General features: G+C 72.4%; 16 protein-coding genes. 10 read left to right on the forward strand and 6 right to left on the reverse strand.

The window, feature by feature from the left end:
• Positions 1-238: 238 nt before the first annotated feature.
• Together Q0R63_RS01205 and Q0R63_RS01210 are read left to right on the forward strand one after the other, a co-directional pair.
• Positions 239-1,009, forward strand: coding sequence for a hypothetical protein (locus Q0R63_RS01205; RefSeq protein ID WP_295692786.1), 771 nt, complete (start codon positions 239-241; stop codon positions 1,007-1,009).
• A 154-nt stretch (positions 1,010-1,163) separates the two neighbouring features.
• Positions 1,164-1,943: a hypothetical protein gene (locus Q0R63_RS01210; protein ID WP_295692789.1), complete on the forward strand. Its 780-nt coding sequence runs from the start codon at positions 1,164-1,166 to the stop codon at positions 1,941-1,943.
• On the opposite strand, the gene Q0R63_RS01215 is transcribed toward Q0R63_RS01210, so the two are convergent.
• The 3 genes from Q0R63_RS01215 to Q0R63_RS01225 all read right to left on the reverse strand — a co-directional run bounded on the left by Q0R63_RS01215 (position 1,915) and on the right by Q0R63_RS01225 (position 3,963).
• Entirely contained in the window at positions 1,915-2,529 is a 615-nt protein-coding gene (locus tag Q0R63_RS01215) for a copper resistance CopC family protein (RefSeq protein ID WP_295692791.1), read from the reverse strand. The genes Q0R63_RS01210 and Q0R63_RS01215 overlap by 29 nt on opposite strands.
• Complete coding sequence (locus tag Q0R63_RS01220) at positions 2,526-3,302, reverse strand: YcnI family protein (protein WP_295692794.1); 777 nt, start codon at positions 3,300-3,302, stop codon at positions 2,526-2,528. Before Q0R63_RS01220 ends, Q0R63_RS01215 begins: the two co-directional genes overlap by 4 nt.
• A 70-nt stretch (positions 3,303-3,372) precedes the next feature.
• Complete coding sequence (locus Q0R63_RS01225) at positions 3,373-3,963, reverse strand: hypothetical protein (protein WP_295692796.1); 591 nt, start codon at positions 3,961-3,963, stop codon at positions 3,373-3,375.
• Between the two features lie 95 nt (positions 3,964-4,058).
• Between Q0R63_RS01225 and Q0R63_RS01230 the strand changes: the two genes are divergently transcribed.
• Positions 4,059-4,376 (forward strand): hypothetical protein, encoded by a 318-nt coding sequence (locus tag Q0R63_RS01230; RefSeq protein ID WP_295692799.1) that lies wholly within the window; start codon positions 4,059-4,061, stop codon positions 4,374-4,376.
• Here the strand turns inward: Q0R63_RS01230 and Q0R63_RS01235 are convergent.
• On the reverse strand, positions 4,366-5,403 hold the full coding sequence (locus tag Q0R63_RS01235) for an SAM-dependent methyltransferase (protein ID WP_295692802.1): 1,038 nt from the start codon (positions 5,401-5,403) through the stop codon (positions 4,366-4,368). The genes Q0R63_RS01230 and Q0R63_RS01235 overlap by 11 nt on opposite strands.
• Positions 5,404-5,492: 89 nt before the next feature.
• Between Q0R63_RS01235 and Q0R63_RS01240 the strand changes: the two genes are divergently transcribed.
• From Q0R63_RS01240 to nadC, 4 genes are all read left to right on the forward strand, one after another.
• Positions 5,493-6,446 carry a DUF2520 domain-containing protein gene (locus tag Q0R63_RS01240; protein WP_295692805.1) on the forward strand — a complete coding sequence of 318 codons (954 nt, stop codon included), beginning with the start codon at positions 5,493-5,495 and terminating at the stop codon, positions 6,444-6,446.
• Entirely contained in the window at positions 6,447-7,352 is a 906-nt protein-coding gene (gene panC / locus Q0R63_RS01245) for a pantoate--beta-alanine ligase (protein WP_295692807.1), read from the forward strand.
• A gap of 65 nt (positions 7,353-7,417) precedes the next feature.
• Positions 7,418-9,103, forward strand: coding sequence for an L-aspartate oxidase (locus Q0R63_RS01250; protein WP_295692810.1), 1,686 nt, complete (start codon positions 7,418-7,420; stop codon positions 9,101-9,103).
• On the forward strand, positions 9,100-10,506 hold the full coding sequence (gene nadC / locus Q0R63_RS24465) for a carboxylating nicotinate-nucleotide diphosphorylase (protein ID WP_366521060.1): 1,407 nt from the start codon (positions 9,100-9,102) through the stop codon (positions 10,504-10,506). The genes Q0R63_RS01250 and nadC overlap by 4 nt, the downstream gene beginning before the upstream one ends.
• A 131-nt stretch (positions 10,507-10,637) precedes the next feature.
• Here nadC and Q0R63_RS01265 read toward each other — a convergent pair whose 3' ends face one another.
• Positions 10,638-11,378, reverse strand: coding sequence for an AAA family ATPase (locus tag Q0R63_RS01265; RefSeq protein ID WP_295692813.1), 741 nt, complete (start codon positions 11,376-11,378; stop codon positions 10,638-10,640).
• Positions 11,379-11,470: 92 nt separating this feature from the next.
• Between Q0R63_RS01265 and lysS the strand changes: the two genes are divergently transcribed.
• The 3 genes from lysS (at position 11,471) to Q0R63_RS01280 (ending at position 13,569) form a co-directional block, all read left to right on the forward strand.
• Positions 11,471-12,940 carry a lysine--tRNA ligase gene (gene lysS, locus Q0R63_RS01270; RefSeq protein ID WP_295692828.1) on the forward strand — a complete coding sequence of 490 codons (1,470 nt, stop codon included), beginning with the start codon at positions 11,471-11,473 and terminating at the stop codon, positions 12,938-12,940.
• A gap of 9 nt (positions 12,941-12,949) precedes the next feature.
• Positions 12,950-13,138, forward strand: coding sequence for a lysyl-tRNA synthetase (locus Q0R63_RS01275; RefSeq protein WP_295692817.1), 189 nt, complete (start codon positions 12,950-12,952; stop codon positions 13,136-13,138).
• A gap of 83 nt (positions 13,139-13,221) precedes the next feature.
• Positions 13,222-13,569, forward strand: a complete 348-nt coding sequence (locus Q0R63_RS01280; protein ID WP_295692820.1) for an Lsr2 family protein — start codon at positions 13,222-13,224, stop codon at positions 13,567-13,569.
• 179 nt (positions 13,570-13,748) lie between these two features.
• Here Q0R63_RS01280 and ligD read toward each other — a convergent pair whose 3' ends face one another.
• Positions 13,749-14,681 carry a non-homologous end-joining DNA ligase gene (ligD, locus tag Q0R63_RS01285; RefSeq protein ID WP_295692823.1) on the reverse strand — a complete coding sequence of 311 codons (933 nt, stop codon included), beginning with the start codon at positions 14,679-14,681 and terminating at the stop codon, positions 13,749-13,751.
• Positions 14,682-14,805 lie beyond the last annotated feature (124 nt).

Genomic DNA, 14,805 nt, shown 5'->3' on the forward strand with positions numbered 1-14,805 from the left:
GCCGCCATCTGCTCCGCCGTCGTGGTCGGCGCCGCCGCCACCACCGCCGCAGTGGCAGGGTGGCCCGACCTCGCCGCCACCACCGCCGCAGTGGCAGGGTGGCCCGACCTCGCCGCCACCACCGCCGCAGTGGCAGGGTGACCCGACCCCGCCGCCACTACCGCCGTGGCAAAGCGGTCCCGCCTCGCCGCCGACCAGCAGAGGTCGCGGGACGGTCTGGGTCGTCGCCGGTGTCGTGGTGCTCCTCGTGGTGGCCGTGGTGCTGGGCCTCGTCTACACGAAACGGACGGGGACGACGGTGGCCCTGCCCCTGTGGTCGGCGACTCCGTCGGCGAGCCCATCGGCGAGCCAGCCGAGTGATACGCCCACGGACAGCGGCTCTCCGACGTCCAGCGACACTCCGAGCGCCGGCACCCCGACGTCGGGCGCGACGGCGATCCCGCCGAAGGTGGCACCGGTCGTCGTCGGGTGGCAGACCGTGGAGGGCCGCGAGTTCGTGGCCTTCGACGTGCCACCGGACTGGAAGATCGAGGCGCCCTCTGTCCTCACGGGATTCGAGACTTCCGGAGGGCCCCACCAGACCGTGATCATGCACAACCCGGCGACCTACGGGAGGGGGGCGTGCAGCGGCGCGTCGTCGACCTATCGCGCCAAGGCCGGCTTCGTCTCCCCGAAGGGCCAGCCGGCCGGCACCGCAGCCAGGAACATCTCGGCGCAGTGGGCCACCGTGGCGGGCGTCAAGGCGGACGGCTCCAGATCTCCCGTCGGTCCGACGCGGCTGTCGACGGTCAGGATCGCGGGCGGCAGCATCACGGCCAACGTCGCGACGACGGTCCTCACGGTCACGGAGCCCGGCGACTGCCCAGCGCCGACGATGTCCTTCACCGCCGTCTCGTTCGACGTCAAGGGGCAGGTCGTGGTGTTCATGCTGTACGGCGACCAAGGCGTCGCCGACGCGCTCCCGCAGAACGTCGCGACCACGATCATCTCCTCGCTCCGACCGATCTGACACCTCGGTGAACGACGCCTTCGGACTGCCGCCCGCCCGGTCGGGCCGGGACGATGAAGTAGACCCGGCGGTCAGCGCCGGATCCCATGAGCAGCAAGTGGGCACAGAGCTCTTCGGGGGAGACAGGCCATGGTCCCGACGCCGGAGAGCTGCCGTGGCAGCAGCTGTCCTCCTCGTGGTGGGCGGCGGGGTCACGGCGGCATACGTGGCGGCGAATCGTGTCCCCGGCGGTGGGGCCGCGGTGGCATCCGTCGGGAGCCCGACAGCCGGGACCCCGACGACCGCGGGCCCGTCGACCGCGAGCCCGACACCCGACCCGCCCCGCACCTCCCAACCGGTGCCTCTCGTGACCCCGATGCCGCCGCGGGTCGCCGCCGTCGTGCCCGGCTGGAAGACCGTGGAGGGTCGCGAGTTCGTCGCCTACGACGTCCCGCCCGACTGGAGGGTGGAAGGCGGCGACCAGCTGACGGGCTACGAGTACCACGACCCGTCCGACGCCCGGCTGGTCGTCATGCACAACGTCGCGTCCTACCTCCCCGGCGTCTGCCCCAACCTGGCGGCGTCGAACCGCGCCCGCACCGGCTTCGTCGTGCCCGCCGAGCTCGGGCCCCACGAGGCGGCGCCAGAGCTCTCGGCCCGGTGGGCCAGCGTGGCCGCGCTCGACCAGGGTGGCCGGGAGGCGGTCGTGTCCCCCACCCAGAGCGTCACGACGACGATCGGGGGTGGCACCATCACGGCGATCGAGTCGACCACGCTGGTGAGCTTTCCTCTGCCCAAGCCCTGTCAAGCCGGCGGAATGGCTTTCACCGCAGTCTCTTTCGAGGTCAAGGGTGTGGTCGTGGTCTTCATGATCCATACCGACGAGCAGGTCGCCGACTCGCTCTCCCCTCAGGTCGTCAACGGGATCATCGCCTCGCTGCGCCCCGTCGGCTGAACCGTCGTCCGAGCCCCAGGGCGCCGCCGCCGAGCAGGACCAGCACGATGACGACGAGCACCACGACGCGGCCCGTCGAACCGCCAGGTCCTGGTTGCCCGCCGGCCGCCGTCGCACTCACGGCCAGCGGGCTCGCTGACGGGCTCGCTGACGGGGCACGGGGATTGGCCGCCGACGCCGTGAAGGTCAGCTCGCCCGAGACCGGGTGCCCGTCCGTGGAGGTGACCCGCCACGCGATGCGATAGCTGCCCGCCGGTATGCCGGGTGCGAGCTCCTGCGTCACCGTGCTGTCGACGAGGCGGGGAGCGCCCGACTGGACGTCACCTCCGGGCCCGATGACACGCAGCGTCGTCCCGATCGCGAGCGCCGGTTGGTCGAACGTCAACGTCACCCGGTCCGGCGCGGTGGCCACCGTTGCGCCGTTCGCCGGGTCGGACGAGACGAGGGCGTCGTGGGCCGAGGCGGGCGCGGCGGCGACGAGACCCAGCACCGCGACGACCGCCACGGTGCAGAGCGCGACCACGACGGTAGCGAGCCGCGAGGGCCGCGAGGGCCGCGAGGGCCGCGGGTGGCGGGTCGGCCTCATCCGGCGTGCCGGCGTCGGCCGACCAGCTGGAGGGCCACCGCCCCGAGGGCGACGACGAGGGCGGCCCCGGAGAGCGACCGCGCCGTCGTGTCGCTTGAGCCGTGGGTGGTGCCGGTGAGGGCGGCGGCCGCGGTGTCCGACCCGGAGGTGGCGGCCGCGTGGTGGTCGCCCGTGGCGACGGCAGTGGTGACCTCGAAGCTCGGAGCAGGGTGCTCGGGCTCGGCAGCGCCCTTGGTCGTGGGGTCGGTCCAGGGGACGACCGAGCCATCTGAATAGGTCTGGTCGACAGGCAGCTCGAGCATCCTGGGCGCCGGCAGTGGGCCGGCCGAGATCGCGAAGTTCTGGTACTCGCCCGGCGCGATCGCCGCTGCCCCGGTGGCGGTCCAGGTCACCACGTGCGGCGCCTTCGTGATGGTCGTCCCGTCGACGGTGGCGGGGCTCGGTAACGGCGCATCGGTGACGGTGACGACCCACCCCGTCACGGACTCGACGGAGACGTCCGTGAAGGGGCTCGTCTGAGGAAGGGTGAGCACGACCTTGGTCGTGCTCGCGGACGGCCGCTCGCTGGGGACGCGGAAGACGAGCTCGGCGTAGCCGCCGGATGCGGTGACGTCCGGCGTCACGATGATGTGGGCGGAGGCGGCTGTGGCGGTCAGGGCGAGCAGCGCGGCCGCTGTGACGGCGGCGACAGTCAGGCGGACAGAGGCACGACTTCTGTGGGGACGACGGCTGTGTGGTCTGCGGGGGTGGGGACGGCGAGGAGCGAACGGCATGAGGGTCCTTGGGCTGGGGGCACACCGAAGACGCGGTGGTGCCGGAGAGAGGTGGAGGGGTCTGCCCCGGTCAGGCGGGACGGGACGCCCTCGGTGGACCTCGCACTCGGAGCGGGCCGGTCAGCACGGAGGAGGTGAGCACCCCACGAGCAGAGTCGGTTCGGAGGCTGACGGTGGGATGGGGGCCGGCGACGGCCTCGGGTACGCGACCCAAGAGCCGCTGCCACAACGTCCACACCGCAGCCTCGCCGCGGGTGAGGACGAGGACGCACGTGATCGTCGCGAGAACGTGCGCGACGGTCATCCAGACCCCACCGCCGTGGCTCATCGCCGGGGCAGTGGAGAGGGCGAGGTGCTCGCCCTGGTGAGCACCCGGCATTCCGACGACGGAGCCGAGGGTCGGCGCGGACAGCACGTCGAAAGACTGGTGGAGGGCGAGCTGGGTGGCGGCGAACAACCCTGTCAACACAGGGAGTCGGACCCGTCGTGAGGTGACGGCGAGGCACAGTCCGACCACAGGGACGGTGACGACGACCAGGCCGACCGGCCCCGGCGCCATCCCGCCGCCCAGCACGTGCGCGGCCAGGGACAGCGCGACGATGGCGAGGGCGAGTGCCCCCGCCCGGGTCAGCCGGAGCATCCCGCGCGCTGGAGAGGTCATCGCGACCAGCGTAGGCGATGAGGGAAGGGGCGTCCGGCCGGCGCCCACGGCACGGCAGGAGCCCGCACCGAGGGCGGGGGCAGGGGGAGAGCGGGATGACCGAGGGGACCACCGGAGACGGGTCGGGCGCGGACGAAGGGGCACCCGGATGGGACGCGACCGATGCTGCGCAGGCGGTGATCTACGGCGACCCGGCGGCCGTGGTCACCTTCCGCCCCGGCGATGCGGACGGTCACCGTGGACGGCTCCGAGCTCACCGTCACCCTCACGGACAGGGTCTGCAAGACGTCCTTGAGCAGGTGCCGCCTCGACGCGGCAGCCATCTGCTCCCGTCGTGGCCGGGGCTCGTCGTCCACGTGCTGGCGACGGAGATCAGGGACCAGGACGGGACGGGTGTCGAGGTCATCGGCTGACCGGCCGCGAGACCACCCACCAGAAGTCGCCGAAACTGCCTGGCGCGAGCAGCGTCGCCGCATGACTGGCCTCGGCCAGGGCCGCGAGGTAGCCCGCGGGTTCGCTGCGCGCGGAGGCGTGGTCGGGCGTGCGGCCGGAGACCCCCACCCGCTGCAGGGCCTCGCGCTGGCGCAGCAGCTCGTCGTGCCGCAGGGAGTCGACCGCGACGTGGGCGGTGAGGTCGCAGCTGCCGTCGGGCACCGGCGCGACCACCACCCCGCTCCGGTATGCCGCGAGGCTGCCGCCCGGTGGTCGGTCACCGGCCGTGTGCCCGTAGTCCACGGCGATCGCGGCCCCGCCGTCCATCGCGTCCAGGAGGGCTGACCACGCCAGGTCGCGCGGACGGCCCACCTCGGCGCGCCGGCCCACCTCGGCGCCCCGGCCCACCTCGGCATGCCGATCCGGCTCAGCTGTGCTCCCAAGTATCGTGGGCCAGAACTGTTGACACCATTGAAGATCCGCGCCACCCAGCTCAGGGCCGAGGGTCTCCGCTCCGGTCTCCGCCTCCACCAGGACGACCCGGGGCGTCCCGTCGGCGTCGATCTCGACGACGGGACACGGGACCACGTCGAGCCACTCGTGGGCGACGACGAGGGCGTCGACGGGCCGCAGGTCGTCGGGCAGTCGGGACCCGCCGGGGGACTCCAGCCACCCGATGTCGCCGGGCAGACCGTCCGGCCGACCGACGACGTCGACACCGGTGAGCGGTCGGCCCGGGGCGAGGGTGCGGAGGTGGCCGAGGAGCTCGCCGCGACCGGCGCCCACGTCGACGAGCCCGTCGCACCCGAGGAGGTCGGCCCAGGCGAGCAGAGCCCGCGCGAGGACCCGTCCGGGCGCCCCGTGCGTCGCCGTCGTGAAGTGGCCGCCGGGTCCTGTGGGGTCGCGGTAGAAGCCGGAGGCGCCGTAGAGGGCGCTCTGCCACGCCTGCTCCCACGGCACGGGCGCCGGCTCGACGCGTCCGGGCCGAGCCTCACCGACGGTGTCCATGGCGTCCGAATCTAGCGAGGATCCGCTCCGATCCGGTGAGGCGTCGGGCACGCGTCGGGGACCGTGGCCCACGGGGTAGGTTCGATGGCGTGAGTGACCCGAGCGACTCCTCGCAGCGACCAGCCCGCCTCCGGGTGGGCGTCGTCGGCGCCGGCCGCGTCGGGGCTGTCCTCGGTGCCGCCCTGGGACGAGCCGGCCACCACGTCGTCGCGGTGTCCGCGGTGAGCGAGGCGTCCCGGGCGAGGGCCGCCGACCTGCTCCCCGGCATACCGGTCGTCGAGGTGCCCGACGTCGTCGCCGCCGCCGATCTCGTCCTCCTCGCGGTGCCCGACGACGACCTCCCCGGGCTGGTCTCCGGGCTCGCGACGACCGGCGCCTTCCGGCCGGGACAGGTCGTCATCCACCCGGGCGGTCGCCACGGCGTCGGGGTGTTCGAGCCGGCCGCCCGCTGTGATGTCCTGCCGCTGGCGATCCACCCGGCGATGACGTTCACGGGCACCGCGATCGACCTCGAGCGACTGGTCGGGTGCTGCTTCGGCGTGACGACGCTGAAGGAGCTGCGGCCGCTGGGTGAGGCGCTCGTCATCGAGATGGGCGGCGAACCGGTGTGGATCGAGGAGGAGGACCGCGCGCTCTACCACGCCGCCCTCAGCCACGGTTCCAACCATCTCGTCACCCTCGTCGCGCAGTCCCTCGAGCTGCTCGAGGACGCCGGCATCGACAACCCCGCAAAGGTGCTCGGACCCATCATGCAGGCGACCCTCGACAACGCGCTCCGGCTCGGCGACGGCGCCCTGACCGGACCGGTGTCGCGCGGTGACGCCGGGACGGTCGCCCAGCACCTGGCCGAGCTCGCGGCCGCCCCGCAGATCCGTGGCACCTATCGCGCGCTGGCCCGAGCAACCGCCCTGCGGGCTCTGCGGCGCGGTCGGCTGCGTCCTGACGAGGCGGAGCAGGTGCTCGAGGTCCTCGCCGACGATGACTCCGGCGCCGACGGCGCGGACCGTCACCCCGACGACCGCCGCGGACCCGAGGCGGACTAGGTGGAGCAGCAGCCCGGACGATCGACGCCGATCGTCGCCCGATCCCGCGACGAGCTGGCGGATGCGCGTCGGCGGCTCACCGGGGAGGTCTCCGTCGTCATGACGATGGGCGCGCTCCACCACGGCCACGCCACCCTGATCCGCACTGCGCGCGCGGGCGCCGACCACGTCATCGTGACGATCTTCCTCAACCCGCTGCAGTTCGGGCCGAAGGAGGACCTGTCCCGCTATCCCCGCACCTTCGACGACGACCTCGAGATCTGTGCGGCCGCCGGGGTGGACGTCGTCTTCGCCCCCACGCCCGACGTCGTCTATCCCGACGGCGACCCCGCTGTCCTGGTCTCCGCCGGCGCCCTCGGCTCCGTCCTGGAGGGCCGGTCGAGACCGGGCCATTTCGACGGTGTCCTCACCGTCGTCGGCAAGCTCCTCCACCTCACCGGCGGTGAGCGAGCGTTCTTCGGGCAGAAGGACGCTCAGCAGCTCGTCCTCATCCGGCGGATGGTGCGTGACCTCGACTTCCCCGTCGAGGTGGTGGCGGTGCCGACCGTCCGGGAGCCCGACGGCCTGGCGATGTCGAGCCGCAACACCTACCTCGCCCCCTCCGACCGCGAGGTCGCCCTCTGCCTCTCCCGGGCGCTGCGGGCCGGCGCCGCAGTGGCGGTGGACGGGCCGTCCGCCGTGCGTCGCGGTGCCCGGGCCGTGGTCGTCGAGGAGCCGCTCGCCCTCATCGACTACCTCGTCCTCGTCCACCCGGAGACCTTGCAGGACGTGCCCGAGTGGTTCCGCGGCGAGGCCCTGCTCGCCGTCGCGGGACGGGTCGGGACGACCCGGCTGATCGACAACTTCCCCGTCCTCGTCGGCCCCGGCGGCGGCGCCCTCGAGGTCTTCACCGGCTCCGGCCCCTGAGCCGCAGCCGCCTCGACCCCCCACAACCGCAGGTGTCTTCCCTACCAGAACGCAAGAGGTATGCCGTGCCCGCACCGATCCACGTGCCCCGTTGGCTCTCCGCCCCCGAGCCAGGGTGGACGCGGACGGCGGATGTCATCGTCGTCGGGTCGGGCATCGCCGGCCTCACCGCCGCCCTGCGGCTGCGGGAGCAGGTCGACAGCGTCCTGCTCGTGACCAAGACGGTGCTCAACGAGGGCTCGACCGCGTGGGCGCAGGGCGGCATCGCCGCGGCGATGGACCCCGGCGACTCCCCCGAGGAGCACCTGCGCGACACCCTGGTCGCGGGTGTCGGGATCTGCGACGTCGACGCGGTCACGGCGCTCGTCCACGAGGGCCCGACCCGGGTGCGTGAGCTCGTCTCTCTCGGTGCGGAGTTCGACCGGGGGCCGACCGGCGAGATCCTCCTCACCCGCGAAGGCGGCCACCACCGCGACCGGATCGCCCACGCCGGCGGCGATGCGACCGGCAAGGAGATCAGCCGGGCGCTCATCGCCGCCCTCGACCGGGTGAGGACCGACCCCGGCATCCACGTCGTCGAGCACGCGATCGTCGTCGACCTGCTGCAGGACGAGGAGATGCGGGTCTGTGGCGTCACCCTCCACGTCATCGGGGAGGGGCAGGTCGACGGCGTGGGGGCGGCATACGCCCGCGCGGTCGTCCTCGCCACGGGCGGTCTCGGCCAGATCTACTCCGCCACGACGAACCCCTCGGTGGCCACCGGGGACGGGATGGCGATCGCGCTGCGCGCCGGCGCGGTGATGGCCGACGTCGAGTTCGTCCAGTTCCACCCGACGGTCCTCTGGCTGGGCGAGGACGCCGGTGGGCAGCAGCCCCTCATCTCCGAGGCCGTGCGCGGCGAGGGGGCGTTCCTCGTCGACGGCGACGGGGTCCGCTTCATGCGGGACATCCACGAGCTCGCGGACCTCGCCCCCCGGGACGTCGTCGCCCGTGCGATCGTCGCCCGGATGCGCGAAACCCGCACGGACCACGTCTTCCTCGACGCCCGCCACCTCGGCCGGGAGTTCCTCGAGCGCCGGTTCCCGACCATCCTCGCGAGCTGCCGATCCCACGGCATCGACCCCGTCACCGACCTCGTGCCCGTCGCGCCCGCCCAGCACTACGCGAGCGGTGGGGTGCGCACCGACCTCGACGGCCGGACCTCCCTCGAGGGTCTCTACGCCTGCGGCGAGTGCTCGTGCACCGGCGTGCACGGGGCCAACCGGCTGGCCTCGAACTCCCTCCTCGAGGGTCTGGTCTTCGCCCACCGGATCGCCGACGACATCAGCGGCCGGTTCGCCGCCGGCGAGCTGCCGGCGTCGACGCCGGTCCACCCGAGCGACGACACCGTCCTCGTCGCGTCGAAGCACCGCGTCGACATCCAGCGCACGATGACCGCGGGCTCCGGCGTCGTGCGGACGGCGGCCTCGACCGCGGCGACGGCGGCGGCGCTCGCCGACCTCGCCGCCACCGCGGACGGCTCCGAGGGTGGTCCCAAGTCGTGGGAGACGACCAACCTCCTGCACCTCGGGCAGCTGCTCACCCACCTCGCTGCGCTGCGCGAGGAGACCCGCGGCGGCCATGTGCGCGACGACTTCACCGCCCGGGACGACGTGCACTGGCGCGGGCACACGCACGTCGTCCGCGGCGCCGACGGCGCCCTCACCACCTCCTTCCACCCGACCCCCGACCAGCACCTGGATCAGCCGTGACGGCACCCGCCCCCGGCTCGCTGGGCTTCCCCACCGCCGACGCGGCCGACCTGGTGCGCCGCGCGCTCGACGAGGACCTCGGCCCCCAGCACCTCGACGTCACCACCCTCGCGACCATCCCCGCCGACCAGGTCCGCACCGCCGAGGTGGTGGCGCGCGCGACCGGGGTCGTCGCCGGGCTGCCCGTCCTCGAGCTCGTCTTCGGTCAGGTGGCGGAGCTCGTCGGCGTCGTGGCGCCGGTGGTCGAGATCCTCGCCGCCGAGGGCGCGGCGGTCGTCCGCGGCGACGTCGTGGCCCGCGTCACCGGACCGCTGCGCGCAGTGCTCATCGGCGAGCGGACGATGCTCAACGTCGTCAGCCGGCTCTCCGGCGTGGCGACCCACACCCGGCGCTGGGCGGATGCGCTCGACGGCACCGGGGCGATGGTCCTCGACACCCGCAAGACGACCCCGGGGATGCGGCACCTCGAGAAGTACGCGGTCCGGGCCGGCGGAGGGACCAACAAGCGGATGGGCCTCTACGACGTCGCGATGATCAAGGACAACCACAAGCTCGCCGCCGGCTCGGTGGGGGCGGCCTACGCCGCCGTGCACGCGGCATACCCGACCGTCGACATCCAGGTGGAGGTGACGACCGTCGCCGAGGCGCACGAGGCGTATGCCGTGGGGGCCCGCTTCATCATGTGCGACAACATGTCTCGTGGTCTGCTCGCCGAGACGGTGAACGCCTTGCGCGAGAAGGGGGAACGGGTCGAGATCGAGGCCACCGGCAACCTCACGCTGGAGGTGGCGCGCGCCTACGCCGAGACCGGAGTCGACTTCCTCAGCGTCGGGGGGCTCACGCACAGCTCGCCGATCCTCGACCTCGCGCTCGACCTCGTCGTCGACGGGCGGGCTACTGACGACGGGGTGCTCGTCCCGCAACCGGTCGCACAGGTGGTGCCCGTCCCGACCACGCCGTTCGTCGTGCGGACGCTGCAGCCGGGGGACCGCGAGCGGTGGTGGACGCTCTACCGCGGCTACACGACCTTCTACGAGCTGGTGCACACCGACGAGATGACCGAGCGGGTGTGGCAGTGGCTGTTCGACGCCGACCACGACCTGCGGGGTTTCGTCGTCGAGGACGGGACGGGGCGGGTCGTCGGGCTCGCCCACGTGCGACCCTTCCCGCGGCCGCTCCACGCCTCCGTCGCGGGGTTCCTCGACGACCTCTTCGTCGAGGAGGGCGCTCGTGGCACTGGCGCGGCCCAGGCCCTGCTCGCCCGGCTGCGGTCGCTCGGCGAGGAGCAGGGCTGGAGCACGGTGCGGTGGATCACCTCGGAGAGCAACCTGCGCGCCCGCGGCGCCTACGACAAGGTCGCCACCGCGTTGCCGCTGGTGACCTACGACATGCCCGTCCGCTGACCTGGGTCCGCCCCCACCCCCATCCGTTCCAAGCACACGTTTTATCAAGTCCCAGGCCGTCCGTGGGCCGGGAACTTCACAAAACGTGTGTTCGGAACGCAAGGGGGGTGAGGGTATGCCGCGGGCGCGCGTCAGTCGACGAGGTGGCGCAGGTAGCGCTCGGGGCCCTGCAGGAACCGGCGGTGGTGGTCGACCACGTCGAGGTCGTCCCAGGTCGTCTCGTGGAACCCGTCCTCGTCGAGCTCGAGGATCGTCGCGCCGGGCAGGGCGGCGATGATCGGGGAGTGGGTCGCGACGATGACCTGGGTGCCGGACTGCCGGGCGAGCGAGGCCAGCGACCCGACGAGGGACAGCTGGGCGGTGAACGACAGCCCCGCCTCCGGCTCGTCCATGACGAAGAGGCCGTCGCCGCGGAAGCGCCCGGTGTCGACCAGGGCGAGGAACGACTCGCCGTGGCTGAGCCGGTGGAAGGCCGGATCTCGCCCCGCCTGCGTCGAGTCGAGGAAGGTGAACAGGCCGTGCATCGTCTCGGCGCGGACGAAGTAGCCCCACCTGCTCGCCCCCGGTCCGCGCTCGATCCGCAGCGCCGTGTGCAGCATCGACTCGCTCGTCCAGGTCTGGTGGCTGGCGTGGATCGAGCCCCCCTCGGCGTTCAGCCCGTAGGCCATCGTGATCGCCTCCATGATCGTCGACTTGCCGGTGCCGTTCTCGCCGACGAGGACCGTGGCCCGCCCCGGGACGAGGCCGTCGCGCACGAGCTGGGCGGCCGGGCCCAGGGTCATCGGCCACTCGCCCGGCGGCAGGGAGACCTCGCGGTTCGCCGTGATCCGGCGGATCGGCAGCGGCTGCATCCACTCGGCGTCCCCCGGCATACCGGCGACGGTAGCGCGGCTCGTAACCTGAGGGGGTGTCCCCCGACCCCGATGCCCCCGACGCGCCCCACGAGCCCGACCTGCCCGAGCAGATGCGGATCCGGCGCGACAAGCGGCAGCGGCTCCTCGATGCCGGCCACCCGGCATACCCCGTCTGGGTGGGTCGCACCCACACCCTCTCCGAGGTGCGCGAGCAGTGGGGCCACCTCGAGGCCGGGGACGAGACGCAGGACGTCGTCACCGTCGCGGGCCGGGTCGTCTACCTCCGCGCCGGCGGCAAGCTGTGCTTCGCGACCCTCCAGGAGGGCGTCGGCACCCGCCTGCAGGTCATGCTCAGCCTGGCGGAGGTGGGCGAGGAGCCCCTCGCGGACTGGAAGGCACTCGTCGACCTCGGCGACCACGTGGCCCTCGAGGGCCGGGTGATCGCGAGCCGCAGCGGCGAGCTGTCGGTGCTGGCGACCTCGTGGCGGATGGCCAGCAAGGCGCTGCGGCCGCTGCCCACCCTCCACAAGGACCTGTCCGAGGAGACGCGCGTCCGGCAGCGGTACGCCGACCTCGTCGTCCGTCAGGAGGCGCGCGACATGGTCCGGCTGCGAGCCGGCGTCAACGCCGCCGTCCGGGAGACCCTCGCCGCACAGGGCTACGTCGAGATCGAGACGCCGGTGCTGCAGCTCGTCCACGGGGGGGCGAGCGCGCGGCCCTTCGCCACTCACCACAACGCCTACGACCAGCCGATGACGCTCCGCATCGCGCTCGAGCTCAACCTCAAGAAGGCCGTCGTGGGCGGTGTCGACCGGGTCTACGAGATGGGCCGGATCTTCCGCAACGAGGGCGCGGACTCCAGCCACAGCCCCGAGTTCACGATGCTCAAGGCCTATGAGGCCTATGGCGACCAGACGACGATCGCGGCCCTGATGCGCGACCTCTGGCTCGGCGTCGCGGACCGGCTCGGCTCGCGGCAGGTCGAGACACCCGTGGGCACGGTCGATCTCGACCCCGGCCCGGACGGGTGGCCCTGGCTGCCCGTCTACCAGGGCATCAGCGACGCTGTCGGTGAGGTCGTCACCATCGAGACCCCGCTCGAGACCCTGCGGGAGTATGCCGCGAAGCACGACGTGCCGCTCGACCCCACGTGGGGGGCGGAGAAGGTCGCGCTCGAGCTGCTGGGCGAGCTCGTCGAGCCGACCCTGATCCAGCCGACGTTCCTCTGCGACTACCCCGCCTCGGCCCAGCCGCTGGCCCGCCCGCACCGCAGCGAGCCCGGCCTCATCGAGGCCTGGGACCTGATCATCGGGGGCGTCGAGCGCGGCACCGGCTTCTCCGAGCTCGTCGACCCGGTCGTCCAGCGCGAGGTCCTCACCGCCCAGTCACGGCTCGCGGCCGGCGGCGACGAGGAGGCCATGCAGATCGACGAGGACTTCCTGCGGGCGCTGGAGTTCGGCGCCCCGCCCATGGGTGGCCTCGGGCTCGGCATCGACCGGATGGTGATGCTCTTCACCGGCGCCAGCATTCGCGAGACCATTCTGTTTCCGCTGCTGAAGCCCGATCACAAGCAGGACTGAGACGACACCATGTGGAACACCGCTTTTCCCTACATTGCCGCGCTGCTCCCGACGGTCGCCGTCGGGACCCTGTTCTACTTCCTGATCAAGAACATCCTCGAGGGCGACCGACGCGAACGGCTGGCCCAGTCGAAGTGGGAATCGGAGCACGATCGTCCGGAGACCCCCGAGAAGTCCCCGACCGACACGGATGGATAGAGCCTTTCTTGTCCGGTGTTGCTAACCTTTACCTATTCTCCAGCCGGAGAGGTGAGTTGCAGCAGAGAAAGTGAGTTCCACCAATGGCGCAGCGCGTACAGATCGTCCTCGAGGACGACGTCGACGGAGGCGAGGCGGCAGAGACCGTCACCTTCGGTCTCGACGGCGTGACCTATGAGATCGACCTCAATGACAAGAACGCCGCAAAGCTGCGGGACGCCATGGCGACGTGGGTCGGGCACGGTCGGCCGAGCAGCGGTCGCCGCGGTGGTGGCGGTGGAGGTCGCCGCCGGTCCAGCACCCGTCCCGCCGGTCGGCGCACCGACCTCACGGAGGTCCGTGAGTGGGCCCGCAAGAACGGGCACACCGTGAGCGACCGAGGGCGTGTCTCCGCGGTCGTGCAGGAGGCCTACGACAAGGCGCACGGCTGAGTCAGGACCACCCGTCAGCAGTGAGAAGCCACGCGGGGGAATCACCGCTGCTTCTCCCCGCAGCATTGCCCCGACGAGGCGCTTTCCCACAGGGGGGAGGCGCCTCTCGGCATTTCGTGGTCGGGCTCGGTCCGCACCGACGCTGGCGCAATGTCCCGGATGGCAATGTTCCGTCGGCGTCAGATACCGGGTTCAATACCCAGTAAAGGCACAGCGAGGTCACCCTCGGTATCCAGCCGCATAAGCACGTCGTCGAGGAGGAGCTGCTCCAGTCCGCCGCCCGCCGCCCCCGACTCGATCTCCTTCCACGTGCGCGGCGCCGCCACGAATGGCGCGACCTTTCCGCGCAGCGAATAGGGACTGATCGTCGTCTTCGCGGCGGTGTTCTGGCTCCAGTCGAGCAGCACCTTTCCCGGCCGCAGGGACTTTGTCATCTTCCATACGACGAGATCGGGATGCGCCTTGGTCATCTCTTGCGCGAGGGCCTGCGCGAGGGCGCGGATGTCGTCGGCCGAGTGCTGGCCCGGGAGGGCGGCATACACCTGCATGCCCTTGCTTCCGCTCGTCACCGGCACCAACCGGGTGAGGCCCATCGCCTCGAGCTGCGGCTTGACCCAGAGCGCGACCTGAGCGCACTCCTGCAGCCCCGCGCCGGAGCCGGGGTCGAGGTCGATGACGAGTCGGTCGGGGTGCTGCGGCCGGCCGGCGTCGTCGACCTGCCACTGGTGCACGTGCAGCTCGAGCGAGGCGAGGTTGACGAGGTAGGTGAGGTCGGCGAGGTCGAGCACCAGGGGGTAGGTGAGCCGGTCGCGTCCGGGGTGGGCGTCGGGGTCGCGGCCGTGCGACGAGAGGGTGACCCGCGGCAGCCACGACGGCACCCCCGACGGGAGGTTCTTCTCGAAGAACATCGGTCCCTCCACCCCGTGCGGCCAGCGGATCCGGGTGACCGGGCGGCGGCCGAGGAGGGGGATGAGGGTGGGCGCCACCCGCGCGTAGTAGTTGAGGACCTCGCCCTTGGTCGTCTCCGTCGCCGGATACATCACCTTGTCGAGGTTGCTGACGCCGAGGGTGCGGCCGGCGACCTCGACGGTAATCCGCTGCGCCTCATGCACGACGCAACCCGGTGAGGACGTCGTCGGCGTCGACGTCGCCGGCGGTGAGGTCGGGCCGCAGCCCCCGGTATGCCGGCTGGCGCAGTCGCGGCTGCGTCGTCAGCCCCAGCGCCTGGACCTCGCA

The organism is Lapillicoccus sp., from assembly GCF_025353065.1.
Lineage (GTDB): Bacteria > Actinomycetota > Actinomycetes > Actinomycetales > Dermatophilaceae > Lapillicoccus.